This is a genomic window from Telluribacter roseus (assembly GCF_017355915.2).
Taxonomy (GTDB): Bacteria; Bacteroidota; Bacteroidia; order Cytophagales; family Spirosomataceae; genus Telluribacter.
This window is the reverse complement of sequence record NZ_JAFEUV020000005.1, coordinates 326,552-349,819: the sequence shown is the minus strand read 5'-3', so window position 1 is coordinate 349,819 and position 23,268 is coordinate 326,552. Positions and strand designations below refer to the sequence as shown.

The window sequence follows — 23,268 nt, the reverse complement described above, 5'->3', positions numbered from 1 at the left end:
AGACAACTTCCCGAAGTACAACAAAACCACAGATGCACTGTGGTTTTGTTCGTTTTATAGGTTGGTTATATCATACGATTAGGTTAGGCTTCAACCAGGAACTCATCGTGCTGGCTGATATCCAGACCCACCTTCTCATCCTCTTCGGTTACGCGAAGCGGCAGGATCATATCCGTTACTTTGAGCAGTACGAATGACATGGCGAAGGCAAAGGCCGATACCAGTACCAGAGCAATCATGTGGTTCATGAAAAGGGTAGTTTCACCGTAAGCAAGACCCTGATCTACTACGCCGCTGTTAACACCACTGGTAGCGAATACGCCCGTCATGATCATACCTACCATACCACCTACACCGTGGCAGGGGAATACGTCCAGTGTATCATCAAGGGCCGACTTGGTACGCAGGTGAGCGATGTAGTTGCTGATGATCGAAGAGATAGTACCGATAAAGATAGCTACGGGAATAGTGACGAAACCGGCAGCGGGAGTAATGGCCACCAGACCTACTACGGCACCGATACAGAAACCAAGTGCTGAAACTTTCTTACCCTTGGCGGCATCAAAAAGTACCCAGGCCAGACCAGCCGCACCCGCAGCGGTATTGGTAGTTGCGAAAGCGGATACCGCCAATGCAGAAGCACCTACTGCCGAACCGGCGTTGAATCCAAACCAGCCAAACCACAGCAGACCGGTACCCAACAGTACAAAAGGAATGTTAGCAGGAGGAAGTACACTGGCTTCGATGTGTGACTTACGACGCTTCAGGTACAGGGCACCCGCCAGAGCAGCCCAGCCCGCTGACATATGTACTACAGTACCACCGGCAAAGTCAAGCACACCCATCTTGAAAAGCAGACCTTCGGGATGCCAGGTCCAGTGGGCCAACGGAGCGTATACGAACAGGCTAAACAGGATCATGAACAGTACATACGAGCGGAAGTTGATACGCTCGGCCATTGAGCCAGTCACCAGAGCGGGAGCAATCACCGCGAACTTCAACTGGAAGAAAGCAAACAAGGCCAGAGGAATGGTAGGAGCCAGTGACCACGGCTTGCCTTCCAGTACTCCGTTGAACATGAAGTACGAGGTTGGGTTTCCGATCATACCTCCGATAGAGTCACCGAAAGCCATGCTAAATCCTACTACTACCCACAGGACACTGATGACTCCCATGGCTATAAAGCTCTGGAGCATGGTGGAGATTACGTTTTTGTTATTCACCATACCGCCGTAGAAATACGCCAGACCAGGCGTCATCAGTAGTACCATGGCAGAGGCTACGAGCATCCAGGCTGTATCGCCGGAATCAAGTCCTTCGGTTACGATCTGAGCGGGCACAGAGGGCAGAAATACTCCCAGCAGGCTCACTGCCAGCAGAATAATCAGAGGGATGTAATTTGGCTTTTGCATAATCTTGATGGTTTTGGTTGTACTTACTTTGTATTTTAGAATAGGTTATTCACTAGAACTTGTAGATGAAGGCCATCCCGACGGTAGTCTGGCTGCTGTTGGTAAACTTGCCATCGGCATCCTCAAACTGCTGTACTTCGTTACGGCCCGCTATTTTGGGGTAGCTATCCAGACGCACCTCCGGTTTCAGCAACACATGTCCGTCGGCCAGGGTAAAGTTGCCGGTCAGGGTAAAGGAGTTAACCGAGGTACCATTGCCCTGGCTGTCCACCATGGCCCGTACACCACTCTTATTGTTGAAGTTTTCGTAGCGACCACCGATGGCAAATACATCCGTCAGAGCCAGGTTAGCGTATACAGCCGCTCCTCCCCAGGTCTTCACTGCCGAAGGTCCGCCTGCTCCCTGGAAGTCGCCTTTCTGAGCACCGTAGGCTGCATTTAGGCCCATCAGAAACTTCTCAGTAATCTGGTAGCTGGTAGTCAGGTCAATGACGCGGTAAAAAGCATCAGGTGTCTTGCCGGTAGCCGGATCTTCGGCAGCTTCGTTACTACCGATGTAGTTCAGGTATACGTTCCAGTTTTCAACGGGTGCCAGGAACAACTGGCTGATAAAGCCTTTCTTCCGGTTGTTGTCGCCCAGTCCGTCTACGTTATTGACAAAGCCCATCATCAGGGACGCCTTATCAGAGAAAGCGTAGGTGGCTTTGAGTCCGGTGTGATAGAAAGGTCCGTTGTTGAACAGGTTAGACAGTGAGTAGTTGAAGTTGACGGGAGCATCAATAACCTCATAACCGATATGGGTACCAAACTGACCCGCGGTCATCGAGAACTTGTCGGTGAAGTTATACGTAAAATACGCCTGCTTGATAGCCAGTGCCATACCGGTACTGCCAAGTGGACCAATAGCGTTACCGTAGTTGCCCAGGTCAGCGTTGGGTCCGAATGTAAGATCTACTACCGCTTCTGATTTATCATTGGTATACATCATCTTGGTCTGCACCAGACCGATCTGGAACTGCCCCGATTTCTGATCGAATACACGTGCATTGGACGCTCCCATGTTTGAGCGTGAAGCAGGACGGTTCAGGTTAGCCACGTAGTAGGAGTCCAGATAGCCAGAGAAAGCAAAAACACCTTTTTTCTCTTCGTCAGCCTTTGTGTCTTCGGCTTTTTTTACCTCTTCGGTCTTATCAGCCTTTTTGTCGACCTCCTTAGCAAAACCCAAAAGAGGTACCATAATAGATAATGCGGTAAAATAGATCTTCTTCATAATTTTATTTTGTTAGGTGGGTAAACTCAGGTAGTACCTTTTGTGATGACAAATATTAACTATTTATGAATATCATCAAATAGGTACCATTAATAAATAGTTGTTTTTGGCTAAATTTCATAAAAAAGTGAAAAAGCTTGATGTTTTAAGACCATTTTTCAGCTGTTTTGCCTAAATTTCATAAAAACTAGTTTATTCTGCACAACAGCATCTACACAGAATTTTCCATAATCATCACTTAACGTATATAGTACATTTTATAGAAGATTTGTACAGCAGATTGCTTGTGGGAAGGCACAAAAAAAAGCCCGCTGAAAAGCGGGCTTTTGGAGGAGTAAAAGTATATCTATTCGGCGTGCAGCCAGGCTTTCTTAGCTAAAAGGGTTTCTTGCTCTTCTTCGTGATCCGGATCAGGTACACAGCAGTCAACCGGACATACAGCGGCGCATTGAGGCTCTTCGTGGAAACCTACGCACTCTGTACATTTATCTGATACTATATAATAAAATTCGTTGGATATAGGAGATTGCTTTTCTTTACCACTTACCACAGTACCATCTCCAAAGTCTACTTCATCAAGACTGGTACCATCTCCCCAGGTCCACTCAACCCCTCCCTCATAGATTGCGGTATTGGGGCATTCTGGCTCACAAGCACCACAGTTGATGCATTCATCGGTTATCATTATAGCCATGGTCGTCGGATTGGTTATATTTGTTCTGTATTCACTATTTTCAATCAACAAATATAACTATTTATAGTTTCACAACAATCAGAAAAATAGGCAAAAGCTTTGCCTTGTAATTATTTAAAGAACATTTAGTATGATATCCAGAACAATACGATATAAATCGTTTGCGCAATTGGGAGAATACCTCCGGGATCCTGCCAATGAACTATTATTAGAAGATTGGGCTTTCCGGGCACACCTGACCAACAACTGGTTTACTCCTGAAAATGTACTCAATTCGCTGAAGGCTATCGGGGAGCAATATCTGACCGAAGACGAGCTGCAGAAGTGGGCCGAAAGGTATCCCGAGCCCGCTTCTTCCAAAAAAATAGGAGTAGTAATGGCAGGCAATGTACCGGCCGTAGGTTTTCATGATGCCATGGCCGTGCTGCTCAGCGGACACATCCTGATGGCCAAGCTAAGTACTGATGACGCGGTACTGATCAAGTTCCTGCTGGATAAGCTCAGCCTGATCGAGCCGGCCTTCCGCGACTATATCCAGTTTGCGGATCGTCTCAATGAAGCCGATGCTTACATTGCTACCGGCAGCGACAATACCTCCCGCTACTTTGAGTACTATTTTTCCAAGAAACCAAATATAATCCGACGCAACCGGGTATCGGTGGCGTTGCTGACGGGAGACGAATCCAAAGAAGAACTAGCGGCCCTGGGCAGCGACATCCTGCGCTACTACGGGCTGGGCTGCCGCAACGTAGCCAAGCTCTTTGTACCACTAGGTTATGACTTTGTTCCTTTCTTCGAGGCCATCCAGCCTTTTGAGGAGTACTGCCGCAACCACCACAAGTTCTTCAACAACTACGAATACAACAAGTCCATCCTGCTGGTCAATGGTACCCCCCACTATGACAATGGATTCCTGATGGTGCTCGAAAATCCGGCGCTGGTATCGCCCCTGAGTATCGTAAACTACGAGACCTATCAGGATCTGGCGGAAGTGAAGGCTCGGCTGGCGGAAGATCGGGATAAGATCCAGTGTGTAGTAGGCCAGCCTGAAACCGGTGTCGCCAGCCTGCCTTTTGGACAGGCGCAAAAGCCAGGTCTAAGCGACTTCGCCGATGGTATAGATACCATGGACTTCTTAAGTAAGCTATAACAAACAGAAAAGGGAGCCAGTGGCTCCCTTTTCTGTTTGTAAGCTATTCTTTTCTATACTCGATCTGATGACTTCCGAGTTTGTCTCTAAGTACCAATGCATAATAGTTCATTCGTTGGAAAGCTTCGGAGACTCCCCTTCTATCCGAGGCCATTGTTGCCGTGAATGCAGTACCAAACCGATCAAAGGCTTCACCCGTTATTCTGATCACACCTTCATTGATCCCGGTCCTGATATTCATGTAGAAGTTAGAATTCAATTTGAAAAGCACAGTCTTGATCCGGTCGGTACCAAATACTGTACTATCTACAGGCATACCATTCGACATCAGTAATTTCTTCGCCTGATTGTATATCTCAGCATCGGGAAGCGTCGAAGTAATCAGGATTACATTAGCTTCACTGACTATATCATGCCCCTTTCTAGATCCGGACCTTTGTCCATAGGCTATACAAGGAATGAGGAGTACCAGAAATACAAGCTTTCTCATAAGAAGTAATTAACTGGTTGAATCCCAGCTAATATATGAAATCTATCAATACTTTAAAAATATCCATTTCAGGAATTCAGGCATGATCTTGCCCCAGGTCTTTGGGTTATGCTCTCCTCCTTCTACTTCCACGTACTGTACATCTTTGCCCCAGCGGTACCCCTTTCGTTCCAGTTCGGCTACGCAATCGAGGGTATCGTCAATAGAGTCAATAACCCCATCTTCATCCCGATCGTCAGTTTCGTCGAGGGTACCCGTCTGGAACCAGAATTTCAGATCAGGCTTAAAGGTACCTTCACGTATCTGCCGGTGCATGATGCGGTCACTGTCCTGATAGTCTTTGCCGAAGGCCCTGCGGCGCCACCAGAGCGCTCCCGAGAATACCCCTACTTTCGAGAAAATATCGGGATGGTTCCAGGCCAGATCCAGGGCCATCAGTCCACTCAGTGAAAAGCCCGCTACTACCCGCTCGGCCGCGGAGGTTGTTACAGGGTACTTACTTTCAAGGTAAGGCAAAAGCTCCTTCAGCACAAACTGCGTATGGTATCCCGCCTTTCTCCCGCGGTTGTCATAGTCGGGTTGGTGGGCGGTACCGTATTCCTGAAGCCGGCCTTCGTTGGCATGTACACCTACCACTACTAAGGGCGGGATGCGCTGCTGTCGCAGCAGGTCTTCCACAGTCTCCCTAAGCTTAAGCGCCGGAAAATCCTGCCCATCGTGTACCAGCAAAAGTGGATAGGTACTTTGATCAGTAGTAGGTACATGAGGGATGAGCAGCGTAATCTTGACGGCACGTTGAAGGTGGACAGAAATTAGGCTATCCTGTACCTGCCGGACTCGGTGGTGGGGCTGCGCCCCTAAGTTGGTAGAACTCACTAATACAATCGCTAAATAACTAAAATCAGATTTCGTAGTTTATTGGTAGCAATATACGGTTATTTCGGGTGGTGTCACAGGTCCCGGAGGGGATAAATCTTCCACAGAGATTTGCTTCATCACCTATACTTTATATATTACATACACGAATCAAATCCATACCACCTTGCAGGAAAACTACATCCGGTACTATTCCCACCATCTTAATCGCGACATAGAAATGCTGGTTTTTGGCAGCTGGGGGTACCCTATCTTGCTATTCCCAAGTACCCTCAACCGCTACTACGAAGCCAAAGACCAGGGTCTCATTGAGTCGGTTAGAGGTTTTGTTGAGGCTGGTCACTTCAAGATTTACTGCGTGGATTCCATTGATTCGGAAACCTGGTACGGCAAGCACCTTGATCCACGGCAGCGGGTACTTAACTACATACAGTACGATCTGTTCCTTACCCACGAGTTGGTGCCCTACATCCAGCACGAATGCGGCGTTGATCGCATTGCCGTAGGCGGATGTAGCTTTGGTGGATTTCATTCGCTGAACTTCGCTTTCAAACACCCCGATCAGGTATCGTATCTGCTCAGCATGAGCGGTGATTTTGACATCAGGAGCTTCATGAATGGCTACTACGATGACAATGTATACTACAATAATCCGGTAGACTATATACCGCACGAGCAAGGCTGGCGGTACGGCCACATGAACATTGTACTGGGGAGTTCGGAGTGGGACATCTGCCTGAAGGGCAACCAGAATATGTCACGCATCCTAAACAACAAAGGCATTGATCACTGGCTGGACATCCGGGGCTGGGAGGTACACGACTGGCCCCTGTGGCGGCAGATGTTCCCGGACTATCTGTCCAGAATGGTTAGCTAAAAGGAAGGTTGATTATTTATAAAAGATAATGCAGGAGGAGTGTCCTCCTTGTGGATTGCTAATAACTGTAACGTTTAAATCAGTAGCTCGCATGAAAAAAATTGGTATTCTCTTTGGCATGGAAAACACTTTCCCGCAGGCTTTTATAGATCGTGTTAACAGCAAGGGAGAAAAAGGTATAGTGGCCGAGGCCGTTTCTATTGGCAAAGTAGTACAGGCCGAGCCTACCGACTATGCGGTGATCATCGACCGTATTTCGCAGGATGTGCCTTTTTACCGGTCTTATCTCAAGAACGCGGCTCTATGCGGTACGGCGGTGATCAATAATCCCTTCTGGTGGAGCGCCGATGAGAAGTTCTTTAACAACTGCCTGGCTGAGAAAATAGGTGTTCCTGTACCCAAGACCGTCATACTTCCCTCCCACGAGCGCCCTACTGATACTTTCGAAACCTCCTTCCGCAACCTCAGATTCCCGTTAGAATGGGAGGCTATGTTTGAGTACGTAGGTTTTCCGGCTTACATGAAACCCCACGCCGGTGGTGGGTGGAAGAGTGTCTACCGGGTTGAGGACGCTACGGACCTATGGCGCAAGCACCAGGAAACGGGCCAGCTGGTCATGATGCTGCAGGAAGAGATTGTATTCAGTGACTACTTCCGCTGCTACTGCATCGGGCAGAAAGACGTACTGCTCATGCCCTACGAACCACGCAACCCGCACCACCTGCGCTACACCGCCAACATGAATACCGAAGGCCCTGCGGGCAAAAAGCTGCTGGCCACCATGAAAGACTACGTACTGCGCCTCAACAAAGCGCTGGGCTATGACTTCAACACGGTAGAGTTTGCGGTGCGGGATGGTATCCCCTACGCCATTGATTTCTGTAATCCGGCTCCCGACGCTGATGTACACTCCGTTGGGCAGGAAAACTTTGAATGGGTAGTAGAGGCCGCGGCCAACATGGCTATAGCCCGTGCCAAAAAGCAGAAGGATGGGCAGGACAACCTTACCTGGGGTACCTTTGTACGGACGGCGGTTGGCACCACTAGCGCGGAGCTTACCACCAAAAGCGGAGACTTACCGGGCCTGCCGGAGGCCAAAGCAACCGCCGCGAAAAAGGCAGCACCAGATAGTCCCGAAAAAATAGCCACACCCGGCAAAGCTTCGACTCCCAAAACAGCGGCTTCGAAGAAAAAATCTTAATCAGAAACACAAATACTAACGGTATGCCTTTCACGCTGGGAATCGAAGAGGAATTTATGACCATTGATCCAGTTACGCGGAATCTGCGCTCGCATATGTCGAAACTGGTGGATGGTGGAAAGATAGTGCTGAAGGAACGTGTCAAGGCGGAGATGCACCAGTCGGTCGTAGAGGTAGGTACTAATGTTTGTAACAACATTCAGGAAGCTCGGGAAGAGGTAACTTACCTACGGAAGATGATCCTCGATATGGCCGGCGAACAGGATCTGCTGGTGGCCGCTGCCGGTACGCACCCGTTTTCCGACTGGGTGGACCAGCTCATTACCGATGACCCCCGCTACGACAAGATTATCGATGAAATGCGTGACGTAGCCCGGGGTAATCTGATTTTTGGCTTGCACGTACACGTCGGCATCGAAAACCGGAACGACGCCATACAGATCATGAATGCTGTTCGCTACTTCCTGCCCCATGTATACGCCCTGTCCACCAATTCGCCGTTCTGGTGCGGGCGCAACACTGGCTTCAAGTCGTATCGCTCCAAGGTATTTGACAAATTCCCTCGAACAGGTATACCTGATTTTTTTGCCAGTGCCGCCGAGTACGATGAGTACATCAACCTGCTCATTAAGACCAACTGCATCGATAATGGCAAAAAGATATGGTGGGATATCCGGCTACACCCGTTCTTCGACACCATTGAGTTCAGGATCTGCGATGTACCCATGCGTACCGACGAAACGGTATGCCTGGCCGCTATTATGCAGGCGCTGGTAGTGAAGATCTACCGACTTCAGAAAAAGAACCTCAACTTCCGCAATTACCGCCGCATCCTGATCAACGAGAATAAATGGCGGGCGGCCCGCTACGGCATCCACTGCAAACTGATTGACTTTGGGAAGCAGGAGGAGGTGGAATACAAGCAGCTGGTCCTGGAACTTCTCGACTTCATTGATGATGTGGTGGATGATCTGGGTAGCCGCCACGAAGTGGAGTACGTGCACAAGATTATGGAGATGGGCACAGGCGCCGACCGACAACTAGCTGTATTTGAGGAAACTAATAACCTGACCGCCGTTGTTGACTATATTGTATCCGAAACTAAGGCCGGAATCGCTTAGTTTTGCAGGATGAAATGTGGAACTGAACAAGGGAAAATGAATACCGATAAACCAGCTCTTCGGATAGCCATACTCGATATGTACGCGGGGGTAGCCAACGAAGGGATGCGCTGTATCAAGCAGCATATAGAAGATTTTAGTAAGAAGGAAAACCTGCCGGTACAGTACCAGGTGTTTGACGTTCGTCAGAACCAGGAAGTACCGGACCTGAGCTTTGATGCCTACTTTTCAACGGGTGGCCCCGGCAGTCCTATCCTGGAAGGTACCCTGTGGGAGCGGCGCTACTTTAAGTTTCTGGACCAGTTGTGGGACTATAATGCCAGCCGCCGCAACACCAGCAAGAAGTACCTGTTCCTGATCTGTCACTCCTTTCAGTTGGCCTGTCAGCACTGGAAGGTGGGCTACGTCGGCAAGCGCCGTTCTACCTCGTTTGGTACTTTCCCGGTACACCTGACCCGTACTTCTCACAAAGAGCCCCTGTTCAAAGGGTTGGGTGATCCATTCTGGGTCGTAGACTCCCGTGATTATCAGGTTACGCAGCCCAGGCACCATGTACTGGAGCAAATGGGAGCCCGGATTCTGTGTCTGGAAAAGATACGTCCGCACGTGAAGCTGGAACGGGCCATTATGGCCATTCGCTTTTCGAAGGAGATCATTGGTACCCAGTTTCATCCCGAAGCGGATGCCGAAGGAATGCTGCGACTCTTTTTGTTAGAGGATAAAAAAGCGAACATCATAAAAAACCACGGCGAAGAGAAGTACCACGCCATGATTGAGCACCTCAACGATCCGGACAAGATCATGCAGACGGGCGCCACCATCATACCTACTTTTCTTGAAATGGCGGCACACTCCCTTCTATCTACCCAGCAGGCTTAATTAGTACTCATTGTTTTATCACAAGGCTACCTATGCATAAAGAAGCTCGGGACCGATTTAATCAATCATTCAGCGAAGAAAAGTACCAGGGATTCGTGTCGGCTGTTCTGAATGATTATCCGGGTCAGCTGGAATTCAGAGTAGCAGAAAGTCCGGTGCTGGTGCCCCGGGAGCTGGGTCGGCAATTGATTGAAGCCAGTGAGGATATCATCAGCACCATCACTGCTGATGATTTCAGAGACAAGACCGACCGGGCTATTCCGGCCGAGCAGTACGTCCCCAACGAGAACCGACATACTTCCTTTCTGGCGATTGACTTTGCTATATGCCAGGACGAGCAGGGCCAGCTCACGCCCCGGCTCATCGAGCTGCAGGGCTTTCCTTCACTATTTGGGTACCAGGCTTACATTTCAGAGCTTTATAAGAAAAACTATCCGGTACCGGACCATTTTGCCTGGGCATTCGGCGTCAGTACCTTTGATGAGTACGTAGCTAAGTTGAAAGAAACCATTGTAGGCGATCACGATCCGGAAAATGTAATCCTGCTCGAGATCTATCCTGAGCAGCAAAAGACCCGGATTGACTTCGCGATTACCGAACAGCTGCTGGGCGTAAAGGCGGTATGCTATACCAAAATCATTAAAGAGGATCGGAAGCTTTATTACGAAAAAGATGGTCGAAAGGTAGAGGTGAAGCGCATCTACAACCGGCTGATCTTTGACGACCTCAACAACTTCCCCGACCTGACTACCGACTACCACTTCGCAGATGAAGTAGATGTGGAGTGGGTGGGACACCCCAACTGGTTTTTTCGGATCAGTAAGTTTACGATTCCGCTTCTGCAGAGCAAGTACATACCCGAAACGCGCTACGTCAGTGACTACGCCGACTCGTTTCCGAAGGATCTGGAGAACTACGTACTCAAGCCCCTGTTTTCCTTTGCGGGTACGGGGGTGCAGCTGCACGTAACGCCGGACATGCTGCTCCAGCTACGCGACCCCTACAACTATATACTACAGCGTAAAGTAGTGTATGCGCCCGTGGTGAAAGCCCCCGATGGTCTGGTGAAGTGCGAGATCCGGATGCTGTACGTATGGCCGGATGCGGACGAGCGCCCTACCCTGCTCACCAGCCTGAGCCGACTCAGCCGGGGCGAAATGATCGGTACCCGGTTCAACAAAGACTTTACCTGGGTCGGTGGTAGCGCCTGCTTTTTTGAGCCCATCTGATCCGGTGGCTCCAATTCCCTCTTCTATTACATTACTAAGAATTACTACTAATGCATATCAGTCAGCGACAGCTATTTTTTGATCACCTCGCACAGACTTCTGATTTCCCCCTGGCTATCGAAATAGAGCGAGCCGAGGGGGTATATATGTACGGCACCGACGGCATGCGCTACCTCGACCTCATATCCGGTATCGGAGTGAGTAACGTAGGCCACCGGCACCCGGCCGTCATGGCAGCCATTCAGCAACAACTGGACAAGTACCTGCACCTGATGGTATACGGCGAGTACGTTCAGAGCCCGCAGGTGAAGCTGGCCGAGGCCCTGGCCCAGACACTGGATCTTCCACAGGCCCAAACGGCTCCATATGGAAAGATTAACAATGTTTACTTCACTAACTCCGGTACCGAAGCCGTAGAAGGAGCCATGAAACTGGCCAAGCGCTTTACCGGCCGCTACGAAACCATCTCCTGCTTCAATGCCTACCACGGAGCTACGCAGGGGGCCCTGAGCCTGTCGGGCGCTGAGTTTTTCAAGCGCAACTTCCGTCCACTGCTCCCCGGTGTACGTCAGATCCACCACGGCGTTATGGCAGACCTTGACCTCATTACCACCAGGACCGCGGCGGTAGTGATAGAAGTAATTGGCGGTGAAGCGGGTATACGGGTACCTTCCCTAGAGTACCTGCAGACGTTGCGTCGGCGTTGTACCGATGTGGGTGCTCTATTAATTATTGATGAGATACAGACAGGATTCGGCCGGACGGGTACCTTCTGGGCGTTTGAGGGGTATGATATCTACCCGGATATACTACTAAGTGCCAAGGGCATGGGGGGTGGTATGCCCATCGGAGCATTTATGGCTTCGCAGGAGGTAATGAGCGTGTTCAAAAACAACCCTGTCCTGGGGCACATTACTACCTTTGGCGGGCACCCTGTAAGTTGCGCTGCCTCGCTGGCTACCCTTACGACTATTTGCGACCAGGCTCTGCATCAGTCTGCCACCCAAAAGGGTGAATTAATAAAAACCATGCTTCAGCACCCCATGATCAGGGAAATACGGGGTAAGGGACTGATGCGGGCGGCAGAATTTGAGTCATTCGAGGTACTTAAGAAGGTAATAGATACCTGTATAGAGCGGGGTGTAATCACCGACTGGTTCTTATTCTGTGATAACTCCATGCGCATCGCTCCCCCGCTCACCATCACAGAAGAGCAGCTGCGCGAGGCCCTACAGACTATACTTGACGTACTGGACGAGCAATAAAAAAAGCCCTCAAATTGAGGGCTTTTCTATATAGTCTGGTAAAGCTTTGGTCATTATCCCAACTGCTCATTCAGTTTCTGCTCAAGTACAGACTTGGGTACTGCACCTACTACTTTATCTACCAGTTGTCCACCTTTGAAGATCATCAGAGTAGGGATGCTGCGGATACCAAATTTTGCAGGTACCTGAGCATTCATATCTACGTCCATCTTAGCTATAACGGCTTTGCCTTCGTACTCACCGGCCAGTTGCTCTACAACAGGTCCGATCATCTTACAAGGCCCGCACCATTCGGCCCAGAAGTCTACAAGTACTGGCTTATCACCTTGAATGATTTCTTCAAAGTTGCTGTCGGTTACTTCAAGTGCTTTTCCCATAATGTTTAGAAAGTGTAAATAAGAAAAAAGTGTTGTTGAGTGTACAATCAAAAAATCAGACCAAAAGTTCCTCTGCTGTACAATGGGAATTGCTAGTTCAAGGAAAACTTCACGCCCCCCAGATTTTTGAGGGAGTTGAAGAATTCATTGGAAGCCGACACCCTAAACCGTCGGGAGAGCATCTCTACCTCCATACGGGTCTCAGGATCCACCACGGTCATGTTCAGAGCACAGTTGCCGGGGTTGTTGTTAATGGCTTCATTGAGGTTCAGCACAAAGCGCTCATCAATCTGATCCAGTGACAGTTGCACCTTTATCTCTTTACACATCTTTTCCCTGATCTCGGTCAGCAGCTGGATAGTTATCGGTTTAAACTCAAACTGATCCTCCTGTTTCCAGCGGTTCTGTACCTTGCCTTTGATGTACAGGAAGCGTCCCGGCTGTATGTAGTTGCTCAGCCGCACGTACTCCTCGCCACCCAGCAACATTTCCATTGATCCCCGGTAATCTTCCACCTTGAATATCATAAATGGATTACCATTGCGGGAGATACGCTCCTGGGCACTACTCACGATCCCCCCTACACTGATCTCCTTACCAAAGAAAGTAGGATTCCGTTCTCCTTCGGGAATTTCCATCACCCGGTCCAGCGTACAGTTGCAGTAGTTGTCGAGCTCGATCCGGAAGGTATCCAGCGGATGACCCGAGATATAGAAGCCAACTACCTCCTGCTCAAACCGCAACTTTTCCAGATCGCTCCACGGCTGTACCTGAGCGGGCTTGGGCTTGACCATCAGGGCATCGTTACCACCAAAGGCACCAAAGAGAGAGGCCTGGCTGGAGGCTTTCTCAGCGTGGTAGTTGTTGGCGTACTTGATCAACTTTTCGATAAAGGTGGAATTATCCCCATCAACTGAATCGAAGTACTGCGCCCGGTGAATGTCCTCAAAGCAGTCAAATCCACCCGCGTAGGCCAAGCTTTCCAGTGTTTTTTTATTTACTGTCCTGAGATTTACCCGAATTATGAAGTCATAAATATCGGAGAATGGTCCCTTGATATTACGCTCTTCAATGATCGACTCTACGGCCGCGTCACCCGTCCCTTTGATACCTCCCAGCCCGAAACGGATCTCGCCCCGCTTGTTGACGTTGAACTGCCGGTCTGATTCGTTGATATCCGGACCCAGTACGGGTATGCCAAGGCTCTTACACTCTTCGAGGAAGAAGGTAATCTTTTCGATAGTACCCAGCGAACTGGTCAATACCGCCGACATGTACTCAGCCGGGTAGTGTGCCTTAAGGTAAGCTGTCTGATACGCCACGAAGGCGTAACAGGTCGAGTGCGACTTGTTAAAGGCGTAGGATGCAAAGGCCTCCCAGTCGGTCCAGATCTTATCCAGTTTCTTCTTGTCGTGGCCGCGCTCTTCGCCGCCCTTCATGAAGTCGTTCTTGAGCTTGTTCAGGATTTCGATCTGCTTTTTACCCATCGCTTTACGAAGGGTATCGGCCTGACCTTTGGTAAAGCCCGCCAGCGACTGCGAGAGTAGCATCACCTGCTCCTGGTATACCGTAATACCGTAGGTATCGGCCAGGTACTCCTCCATCTCGGGCAGGTCATAGGTGATCTCTTCGAGTCCGTGCTTCCGCTTGATGAAGTTAGGTATGTAAGCCAGAGGTCCGGGTCGATAGAGGGCGTTCATGGCGATCAAGTCCTCGAAGCGGTCAGGCTTGAGTTCGCGCATGTACTTCTTCATCCCGTCGGATTCAAACTGGAATATGGCGTTGGTTTCCCCGCGCTGAAACAGTTCGAATACCTTCTGGTCGTCCAGCGGGATGTAATCAATATCTATCTCCCGGCCGTGGTTCTGCTTGATGAGCCGCAGGGCTTCCTTAATAATGGTCAGGTTGCGCAGCCCCAGGAAGTCCATCTTGATTACCCCCGCATCCTCGATTACCTTACCACCAAACTGCGTAATCAGCAGCTCCGAATCCTTGGAGGTACTTACCGGGATAATCTCTGTCAGGTCCGAGGGGGCAATGATGATACCCGCCGCGTGGATACCGGTGTTACGCACGGTACCTTCCAGACGACGCGCCTCCTGAATTACCTTGGCCTGAAGGTCTTTGCCGGAGGCTATGGCCCGGAGGCGCTTCACGTTTTCCATCTCGTCGGGTGAGATGCCCTCCTTCTTCAGCAGACTTCCCTCCCCTTCCAGCGGCGCCGTAAAGATCCGGTTCAGGGTCATGTTGTAGGTAGGCTTGTCGGGCACCAGTTTCACCAGGGAGTTAGCATCCTGCAGGGGCAGGTCCATCACGCGGGCTACGTCCTTGAGCGATGACTTGGCCGCCATGGTACCGTAGGTCACGATCTGCGCTACCTGATTATAGCCGTACTTTTTTACTACGTAGTCAATTACCCGCTGCCGTCCTTCGTCGTCAAAGTCCGTATCAATATCGGGCAGTGACACCCGGTCGGGGTTAAGAAAACGCTCAAAAAGCAGGTCGTACTTGATGGGGTCAATATTGGTGATACCGGTACAGTAGGCCACCGCCGAACCCGCCGCCGAACCACGACCCGGCCCCACGAATACGCCTATCTCACGGGCTGCCTTGATAAAGTCCGCCACAATGAGGAAGTAGCCCGGAAAACCCATGTTCCGGATGGTATTCAGCTCGAAGTTGAGGCGCTCCTCTATCTCTGGCGTAATAGTTTCGTACTTCTGCCGTGCCCCTTCAAAGGTCAGGTGGCGCAGGTACTCCCACTGGTTCAGTACGTCGGGCGTCAGCTCCTTCTTACCTACTACTTCCGATATGGTATGGGTCTTGAACTCGTCAGGAATCGGGAAGTTGGGCAGCAAAATATCCTTCTTCAGCTCAAGGTTATCGATCTTCCCGACGATCTCATTCGTATTATCCAGCGACTCGGGCAGGTCGTTGAACAGGGTAAGCATCTCGTTGGTGTTCTTGAAGTAGAACTGGTCGTTGTAGAAGGCAAAACGTGAGCCCTTGGGTATCCCTACTTCATCGTCAAAGTCTTTGGCCGACGGAGTACTTTGCTTATCGCCGGTGTTGATACACAGCAGGATATCGTGGGCATTCCAGTCTTCCTGATCTACGTAGTGGGAGTCGTTGGAGGCGATAATCTTCACCCCGTGCTTACGCGCAAACCGCACCAGCACCTCATTTACGATTAATTGCTCCCGGATATCGTGGCGCTGTAGCTCCACGTAGTAATCTTCACCAAACAAGTCGAGCCACCACTTAAACTCCTTCTCACCTTCGGCCTCTCCTTTCTTCAGGATGGTCTTGGGTACCTGGGCACCAATACAGCAGGTAGTAGCAATCAGGCCCTTGTGGTACTTGACAATAAGCTCCTTACTGATACGGGGATATTTTCCGTACATACCTTCCATAAATCCCAGCGAGCAGAGCTTCACCAGGTTCTTGTAGCCTTCGGCATCTTTGGCCAGGAGCAGCTGGTGGTAGCGTACGTCCTTCTGTTCTTTGGTAAACTGCCGCTTATGGTGATCCTCCACCACGTAGAACTCACATCCTACGATGGGTTTCACACCCTGCTTATTGCCCTCAGCTACAAATTCAAAAGCACCAAACATGTTTCCATGGTCAGTAATGGCAATGGCAGGCATGTTATCAGCTTTGGCTTTTTTGAAAAGCTTCTTGATATCAGCCGCTCCATCGAGCAGAGAAAACTGAGTGTGGCAGTGTAAATGAGAAAATTGCATTTAAATAGGTGTTAAGCTGTTAGGTGTTAGCTACTAGCTTTTTTAAGTATAAAACGTTCGATTCTGTAGTTCAGGATATAAGCCCTTACTCCTCTTCCGGTTCGTCGAAGAAAATGTAGTTTAGGAATTCGCAGTAAGGCTTTATGAGGACAACGCCCTTCATGATCTCCTGCACAAACCCTTTCTGCTGCACCTCCTTATCGGTAAAGTAGTGCATAAAGAACAACTGCTTGCGCCGGAGTAGTTCTATTTCGGGATGATCTTTTGCGTAGCCTTTGGGAGATGTTTTCATCGTCTCCCCCCACACCTCCGGAAAGTAAGTACGAAAGGCATCAGCGTGGATGATCCGCTTCAGTTCATCGGCATTGTAGTCTACTTCCTGGCGGTACTTGGCGAGCTGCTGGGCCGTGGGGTTCCACATACCGGCCCCGATGAAAGACTCTCCGCCCGGCTGTACGTGCAGATAGTAGTCGATCCGGCCGGACTTACGCCCACCGGGCCCGATGGCGGCACTCAGCCAGCTTTTGTAGGGAGTCTTGTCGTTGGTAAACCGGATGTCCCGGTTGATGCGGAAGATGCAATCCTTCACCTGCGTATTTCCCAATTCATCTACTTTTTTCACCTCGTCCAGCAGGGCTTCTATGGTTTTCTCAAAATCCTTTCGGGCGGTCTCGTAGCGTTTGCGGTTGTCTTGAAACCAGTCCCGGTTGTTATTTTCACTCAAGTCACGCAGAAAGTGGAGCGTTTCGGCCTGAATCATAGGTATTCTTGGATTACTATAAGGAGGAAGACCAGGGGGCACTGCCGGCAGTTTTGGAGCAAAGTGCCTTATCTGCTGCAAATGAGCCCACTAATGATTAATCACTATTTTCGTTGCAAATATTGGCCTAATTTAACGAATTTTGAAGCTTCGACACTAATCTAACAGCATTTATCTTCCCCACATGGCAAGAATCCTGACCGGCATCCAGAGCAGCGGAAGGCCTCACCTTGGCAACATACTTGGCGCTATTGCACCAGCTATTGAACTTTCCAAAGATCCCAACAATGAGTCATTCTTCTTTATAGCGGATCTGCACTCCCTGATTACCATCAAGGACGGCCCCCTGCGCGAGGAGTATGTACGGGCTATCGCCGCTACCTGGCTGGCCTTTGGATTCGATACCGACCGCAACGTGTTCTGGCGGCAGTCGCGGGTACAGGAGCATACCGAACTGGCCTGGTACCTCAACTGCTTTACGCCATTCCCGATGCTGGCCAATGCCCACTCATTTAAGGACAAATCGGAACGACTTGCCGACGTCAACGCTGGTCTGTTTACCTACCCTGTCCTGCAGGCGGCCGACATTCTTCTGTACGATGCCAACATAGTACCCGTGGGTAAAGACCAGAAGCAGCACCTCGAAATGACCCGTGACATCGCTACCGCCCTCAACCGGCAGGTAGGTCAGGATATATTGGTACTACCCGATGCGCGTATTGACGAGCGGCTGATGGTGATACCGGGTGTGGATGGCCAGAAGATGAGCAAGTCGTACAACAACTACATTGATATATTCCTCCCGGAGAAGGAGCTACGGAAGGCGGTCATGAAGATCATGACGGACTCTACCCCGCTCGAAGAACCCAAGAATCCGGACACAGACATTACATTCCAGCTGTACTCTCTGATAGCCGGCGAACCAGAAGTAGCCCTCATGCGCCAGAACTACGAGAAGGGTGGATTCGGCTATGGACACGCCAAGCAGGCCCTGTATGAGATGATCCTGGAAAAATTCAGCGAGCCCCGCCGGATCTTTAACTATTACATGGAAAACACCGCCGAACTGGAACAGAAACTGGTAGAGGGTGAAGAGAAAGCCCGCCAGATAGCTCAGGAAACCATCAAAAAAGTACGTAAAGCTCTGGGATACGGTTCATGACCTCAGCCATAGAGGCTCTCGTACAGGCCGATCAGCAGCTGTTCCTGGCGCTCAACGGGCTTCACACCCCCTGGGCCGACCGGATCATGGAGTTCTTTACGTACAAGTTCACCTGGATCCCCATGTACCTGTTTCTGATCTATGTACTGGTGCGGGAGTTTCGCAAACAGTCCATTGGTATACTTTTGACGATCATAGCGGCCATTGGTCTGGCCGATCAGATCGCCTCCGGCCTCTTCAAGCCGTATTTTGCCCGGCTCCGCCCCTGCCACGATCCCGAGATTGGCTCGCTGGTGCATGTCGTGGACGGTTGCGGCGGACAGTACGGCTTTGTATCCTCCCACGCCGCCACCGCCTTTGCGCTGGCACTTTCAGTTCAGGTACTGACCGGAGGACGGCTTAAAGGAGCAGGCTGGCTGTACCTGTGGGCGGTGATCTATTCATTCAGCCGCATCTATGTAGGGGTACATTATCCGGCCGATATTACGGTAGGAGCCCTCGTTGGAATCCTGTCGGGAGCGGTATGTATCCTGATATACAAAAATGTTTTACAGCAAAAGCTGTCATAATTAATTGATATTCTCTAATTTTGCGCAAATTTTGAAAAAGCCATGGGCTCCATCAACACAGTAAAAATCTTCTCCGGTAGTCAGTCCGAATATTTGTCAAAGGATATTGCCCGATTCTTCGGGAAGGATCTTGGTGGGTATACCCTGCGCAAATTCAGTGACGGAGAACTCTCGCCAAGCTTTGAAGAATCCGTACGTGGCTGTGATGTTTTTCTGATCCAGTCTACCTTTCCGCCTACTGATAACCTCATGGAGCTGTTGCTGATGGTAGATGCCTGCCGCCGGGCCTCAGCGCACTATGTCAATGTGGTTATTCCTTACTTTGGCTACGCCCGTCAAGACCGTAAGGACAAGCCCCGGGTACCCATCGCGGCCAAGTTGGTGGCGAATCTGCTTTCAGCTTCGGGAGTCGATCGGTTGATGACCATTGACCTGCACGCCGGTCAGATCCAGGGCTTTTTTGACTTCCCGGTTGATCATCTGGAAGGTACTACGGTACTGGTGCCTTATATTAAGTCCCTGAACCTGGATCGTCTGCTGATTGCTTCTCCTGACGTGGGAGGTGCCGGACGCGCCCGGAACTTTGCCAAGATGCTTAACGTTGATATGATTCTATGCGATAAACAACGTAAGCGTGCCAATGAGATTGCTTCCATGCAGGTGATTGGTGATGTGGAGGGAGCGGATGTAGTACTCGTTGATGACCTGATCGATACGGGTGGAACTATCTGCAAGGCCGCGGAGATTATCCTGGAGAAGGGAGCACGCTCAGTAAGAGCTATTTGTACACACCCTATAATGTCCGGAAAGGCACACGAAAACATTGCCAACTCCGTTCTTGAAGAATTAATTGTTACGGACACTATTCCTTTAAAGCAGACTAATCCTAAGATACGGGTCATATCCGTAGCGGAGCTTTTTGCCAAAGCCATTGGCCGTATACGTGATCATGATTCTATTAGCTCACTATTCATAAATAATCAGTAATTTTTTTAATCGTAGTTATTTTACACTTAGTTTATCTTTTCAAATTATGAAAAAACATGAGATTGTAGGGTATAAAAGAGCGAATCTCGGCAAGTCTGAGTCTCAAGACCTGCGTGCCCAAGGTTACATTCCTTCAGTACTTTACGGTGGAAATTCACAGGTACATTTCTATGCACCTTCTATCCTTTTCCGTGAGCTGCTGTTTACTCCTGATGTATTCGAAGTAACCCTGAACATCGAAGGCGATCTATATACTGCCATTTTGCAAGATACACAGTACCATCCCGTTAACGACAGTCTGCTACACGCTGACTTCCTTGAGATCGTTGAAGGGAAAGAGATAAAGGTAGAGGTACCCGTTAAACTGACAGGTGCTTCAACCGGAGTAATGAAAGGTGGAAAACTTAACCAAAAATTGCGTAAATTGCGTGTGCAAGGTTTGGCTAAGAACATTCCTGACTATATTGAAGTTGATATAACAAACCTCGACCTTGGCAAATCGGTTAAGGTAGGTGCTATCCAACCAGAAGGATACACCATCCTAAGCCCAACAAGCAACCCTGTTGCTTCAGTTGAGATCCCACGTGCACTGCGTGGACAAATGCGTGGATAGTAATTTATTTTTCATGGCTAATAGATGCAAACGTGCCGACCTTTGGTCGGCATTTTTGTTTTAGCCCCTTTCCGGTCCTTCCCTCCTGCACAGGTACCTGCGTCCTCCCGATCCTTCCTACTACGGGTACTTCCGGTTGATCCTGCTGCTGCTTCTCCACATGTAGCAGTTTTTAACTATACGTAAGGGTACTAGTTGAGAAAAACTTCAACAGAAACAGGTACAGTGTGAGTGGCATGAATATTTAGAGTCAAGTGTAAATCCGGACAGCTTACAGATCCGAAAAACTACGGGCGTCTCACCTGAAAACCATCTGAATTACATCGGAACGGGCAGTGAGCGACAGTGGAATATTTTATCTGCCCCGGACTAGTACTACCTATAAACCAACTCAACACTAAAAATGGGAAAAAAACTCAGCAACGTTGCCGCAGAACCTTCTGGCAAAGTGAGTAAGAAGAATCATAAGGTATATCCGGGCACCCCCTATCCACTGGGAGCTACCTGGGATGGTCAGGGAGTAAACTTTGCTTTATTCGCTGAGAATGCACAGGGGGTCGAACTATGTCTGTTTGATTCACCCGATGATGAGTCCGAATCATCCCGAATCAAAATGACCGAACGCACCCATCACGTATGGCACGTGTACGTTCCTGAATTGCAACCAGGCCAGCTATATGGGTACCGGGTCCATGGTCCATACGATCCGCAGAACGGATATCGCTTTAACCCCAATAAATTACTGATTGACCCCTACGCGAAAGCCATATCAGGTACTATAGAATGGAATGAGGCATTATTCGGTTACGAGGTAGGTAACGCCGAGGAAGATATGAGTATGAGTGAGTCGGATAGTGCTCCGTTCATTCCTAAGTCAGTCGTAATAGATCCCAGCTTTGACTGGGGTGATGATAAAGCACCCAAAGTACCTTACCACAAATCCGTAATCTACGAAACGCATGTAAAGGGCTTTACTAAACAACATCCTGAGATTCCCGAAGAGATCAGAGGTACCTATGCGGCAATTGCGCATCCGGTTACGATCAATTACCTGAAGGAACTGGGTATTACGGCCATTGAGCTGCTGCCGGTACATCACTTTATTACCGACTGGCACCTGAAAGAAAAAGGCCTTACCAACTACTGGGGGTATAACTCCATTGGTTTCTTTGCTCCGGATGTACGCTACTCAAGCAGTGGTACCCGTGGCGAACAGGTATTCGAGTTTAAGAGCATGGTTAAAGAACTACATAAAGCCGGTATCGAGGTGATTCTGGACGTAGTATATAACCATACCGGTGAAGGTAACCATATGGGCCCGACTCTTTCCTTCAAGGGGATAGATAATAGTTCATACTACCGCCTGGTAGAAGAAGACAAGCGCTTCTATATGGACTATACGGGTACTGGTAATACCCTAAATGCCCAGCTCCCCAGTGTACTCCGCCTGATCATGGACAGCCTGCGCTACTGGATCCTGGAGATGCACGTGGATGGATTCCGCTTTGACCTGGCTTCGGCCCTGGCCCGTGAGCTTCACTCTGTAGATCGCCTGGGCTCCTTCTTTGATATCATCCATCAAGATCCTATCATATCACAAGTTAAGCTTATTGCTGAACCCTGGGACATTGGCGAAGGCGGCTACCAGGTAGGTAACTTCCCTCCGGGCTGGACCGAGTGGAATGGTAAGTACCGCGATTGTATGCGTGACTACTGGCGCGGCGAAAACAGTATGCTGGCCGAATTTGCTACCCGTTTTACCGGTAGTCCTGACCTGTACCAGGGTGACAACCGACGCCCGATCGCTAGTATCAACTTTATTACGGCGCACGACGGGTTTACCCTGAATGACTTGGTATCGTACAATGAGAAACATAACGAAGCCAACGGGGAAGATAACAACGACGGCGAGAGTCACAACCGCTCCTGGAACTGTGGTGCTGAAGGCCTTACTGATGATCCGGAAATCATAGAACTCCGCAACCGTCAGAAGCGCAACTTCCTGGCAACACTATTCCTGTCACAGGGGGTACCTATGCTTTTGGCCGGTGATGAAATCGGGCGCAGCCAGGGGGGCAACAACAACGCCTACTGCCAGGATAACGAGATATCGTGGTTTGACTGGAAGAATGCGGATATGGACCTGATGCAGTTTACCAAGAAGTTGATTGAACTCCAGAAAAACCATCCGGTATTCTGCCGTCGTCGCTGGTTCCAGGGGCAGCCTATCAAGGGAACAGGTGTAGAGGATATCGCGTGGTTCCTGCCCGAAGGTACCGAAATGAACGAAGAGAACTGGAGCAATGACTTTGCCAAGTCGCTGGGGGTGTTCCTGAACGGACGCGGCCTGCGCTCAGTAGGCCCCAAAGGTGAGCAGATCGTAGATGACTCGTTCTACGTTATTTTTAATGCCCACCACGAACCCCTGGAGTACAAGTTACCATCCAAGAAGTATGGTGAAGAATGGATCAAGATTATGGATACCAGTGAAAACTTTATCGATGAAAAAAGTAGTGACACCTACAACCCGGGTGACACGGTGGTAGTCCAGAGCCGATCAGTAGTACTTCTTAAATACCCATTCAAAAAGTAA

At 49.7% G+C, this 23,268-nt stretch carries 20 protein-coding genes; 12 read left to right on the top strand and 8 right to left on the bottom strand.

What is annotated here, in order from left to right; all coding sequences use genetic code 11:
* Window positions 1–83: 83 nt before the first annotated feature.
* From JTN23_RS12470 to JTN23_RS12460, 3 genes are all read right to left on the bottom strand, one after another.
* Window positions 84–1,412: an ammonium transporter gene (locus JTN23_RS12470; RefSeq protein ID WP_247235163.1), complete on the bottom strand. Its 1,329-nt coding sequence runs from the start codon at window positions 1,410–1,412 to the stop codon at window positions 84–86.
* Window positions 1,413–1,464: 52 nt separating this feature from the next.
* Window positions 1,465–2,682: a porin gene (locus JTN23_RS12465; protein WP_247235162.1), complete on the bottom strand. Its 1,218-nt coding sequence runs from the start codon at window positions 2,680–2,682 to the stop codon at window positions 1,465–1,467.
* A 346-nt stretch (window positions 2,683–3,028) separates the two neighbouring features.
* Entirely contained in the window at window positions 3,029–3,376 is a 348-nt protein-coding gene (locus tag JTN23_RS12460) for a 4Fe-4S dicluster domain-containing protein (protein ID WP_247235161.1), read from the bottom strand.
* Window positions 3,377–3,506: 130 nt separating this feature from the next.
* On the opposite strand from JTN23_RS12460, the gene JTN23_RS12455 reads away from it, so the two are divergent.
* Window positions 3,507–4,526 (top strand): acyl-CoA reductase, encoded by a 1,020-nt coding sequence (locus JTN23_RS12455; protein ID WP_247235160.1) that lies wholly within the window; start codon window positions 3,507–3,509, stop codon window positions 4,524–4,526.
* A 43-nt stretch (window positions 4,527–4,569) separates the two neighbouring features.
* Here the strand turns inward: JTN23_RS12455 and JTN23_RS12450 are convergent, their stop codons facing one another.
* Together JTN23_RS12450 and JTN23_RS12445 are read right to left on the bottom strand one after the other, a co-directional pair.
* Window positions 4,570–5,016: a hypothetical protein gene (locus JTN23_RS12450; RefSeq protein WP_247235159.1), complete on the bottom strand. Its 447-nt coding sequence runs from the start codon at window positions 5,014–5,016 to the stop codon at window positions 4,570–4,572.
* A 45-nt stretch (window positions 5,017–5,061) separates the two neighbouring features.
* Window positions 5,062–5,892 carry an alpha/beta hydrolase gene (locus JTN23_RS12445; RefSeq protein ID WP_247235158.1) on the bottom strand — a complete coding sequence of 277 codons (831 nt, stop codon included), beginning with the start codon at window positions 5,890–5,892 and terminating at the stop codon, window positions 5,062–5,064.
* 166 nt (window positions 5,893–6,058) lie between these two features.
* Between JTN23_RS12445 and JTN23_RS12440 the strand changes: the two genes are divergently transcribed.
* From JTN23_RS12440 to JTN23_RS12415, 6 genes are all read left to right on the top strand, one after another.
* Window positions 6,059–6,769, top strand: a complete 711-nt coding sequence (locus JTN23_RS12440; RefSeq protein WP_247235157.1) for an esterase family protein — start codon at window positions 6,059–6,061, stop codon at window positions 6,767–6,769.
* 91 nt (window positions 6,770–6,860) lie between these two features.
* Window positions 6,861–7,970 (top strand): ATP-grasp domain-containing protein, encoded by a 1,110-nt coding sequence (locus JTN23_RS12435; protein WP_247235156.1) that lies wholly within the window; start codon window positions 6,861–6,863, stop codon window positions 7,968–7,970.
* A 23-nt stretch (window positions 7,971–7,993) separates the two neighbouring features.
* Window positions 7,994–9,091 (top strand): carboxylate-amine ligase, encoded by a 1,098-nt coding sequence (locus JTN23_RS12430; RefSeq protein ID WP_247235155.1) that lies wholly within the window; start codon window positions 7,994–7,996, stop codon window positions 9,089–9,091.
* Between the two features lie 36 nt (window positions 9,092–9,127).
* Window positions 9,128–9,970 (top strand): type 1 glutamine amidotransferase, encoded by an 843-nt coding sequence (locus JTN23_RS12425; protein ID WP_247235154.1) that lies wholly within the window; start codon window positions 9,128–9,130, stop codon window positions 9,968–9,970.
* 32 nt (window positions 9,971–10,002) lie between these two features.
* The gene (locus JTN23_RS12420; protein ID WP_247235153.1) at window positions 10,003–11,199 is read left to right on the top strand and encodes a hypothetical protein; all 1,197 of its coding nucleotides are present in this window, start codon (window positions 10,003–10,005) and stop codon (window positions 11,197–11,199) included.
* A gap of 50 nt (window positions 11,200–11,249) precedes the next feature.
* The gene (locus JTN23_RS12415) at window positions 11,250–12,464 is read left to right on the top strand and encodes an aspartate aminotransferase family protein (protein ID WP_247235152.1); all 1,215 of its coding nucleotides are present in this window, start codon (window positions 11,250–11,252) and stop codon (window positions 12,462–12,464) included.
* A gap of 53 nt (window positions 12,465–12,517) precedes the next feature.
* Here JTN23_RS12415 and trxA read toward each other — a convergent pair whose 3' ends face one another.
* The 3 genes from trxA to JTN23_RS12400 all read right to left on the bottom strand — a co-directional run bounded on the left by trxA (window position 12,518) and on the right by JTN23_RS12400 (window position 17,344).
* Window positions 12,518–12,841: a thioredoxin gene (gene trxA / locus JTN23_RS12410; protein ID WP_247235151.1), complete on the bottom strand. Its 324-nt coding sequence runs from the start codon at window positions 12,839–12,841 to the stop codon at window positions 12,518–12,520.
* Window positions 12,842–12,933: 92 nt separating this feature from the next.
* Window positions 12,934–16,584: a DNA polymerase III subunit alpha gene (dnaE, locus tag JTN23_RS12405; protein ID WP_247235150.1), complete on the bottom strand. Its 3,651-nt coding sequence runs from the start codon at window positions 16,582–16,584 to the stop codon at window positions 12,934–12,936.
* A gap of 85 nt (window positions 16,585–16,669) precedes the next feature.
* Complete coding sequence (locus tag JTN23_RS12400; RefSeq protein WP_247235149.1) at window positions 16,670–17,344, bottom strand: DUF2461 domain-containing protein; 675 nt, start codon at window positions 17,342–17,344, stop codon at window positions 16,670–16,672.
* Between the two features lie 184 nt (window positions 17,345–17,528).
* Between JTN23_RS12400 and trpS the strand changes: the two genes are divergently transcribed.
* The 5 genes from trpS to glgX all read left to right on the top strand — a co-directional run bounded on the left by trpS (window position 17,529) and on the right by glgX (window position 23,268).
* Window positions 17,529–18,506, top strand: coding sequence for a tryptophan--tRNA ligase (gene trpS, locus JTN23_RS12395; protein WP_247235148.1), 978 nt, complete (start codon window positions 17,529–17,531; stop codon window positions 18,504–18,506).
* Window positions 18,503–19,075 (top strand): phosphatase PAP2 family protein, encoded by a 573-nt coding sequence (locus JTN23_RS12390; RefSeq protein WP_247235147.1) that lies wholly within the window; start codon window positions 18,503–18,505, stop codon window positions 19,073–19,075. Before trpS ends, JTN23_RS12390 begins: the two co-directional genes overlap by 4 nt.
* 42 nt (window positions 19,076–19,117) lie before the next feature.
* Window positions 19,118–20,062 (top strand): ribose-phosphate pyrophosphokinase, encoded by a 945-nt coding sequence (locus JTN23_RS12385; RefSeq protein ID WP_247235146.1) that lies wholly within the window; start codon window positions 19,118–19,120, stop codon window positions 20,060–20,062.
* A 46-nt stretch (window positions 20,063–20,108) separates the two neighbouring features.
* A complete protein-coding gene (locus tag JTN23_RS12380) occupies window positions 20,109–20,675 on the top strand; it encodes a 50S ribosomal protein L25/general stress protein Ctc (RefSeq protein ID WP_247235145.1) in 567 nt (188 codons plus the stop codon).
* Window positions 20,676–21,078: 403 nt separating this feature from the next.
* The gene (gene glgX, locus JTN23_RS12375; RefSeq protein ID WP_247235144.1) at window positions 21,079–23,268 is read left to right on the top strand and encodes a glycogen debranching protein GlgX; all 2,190 of its coding nucleotides are present in this window, start codon (window positions 21,079–21,081) and stop codon (window positions 23,266–23,268) included.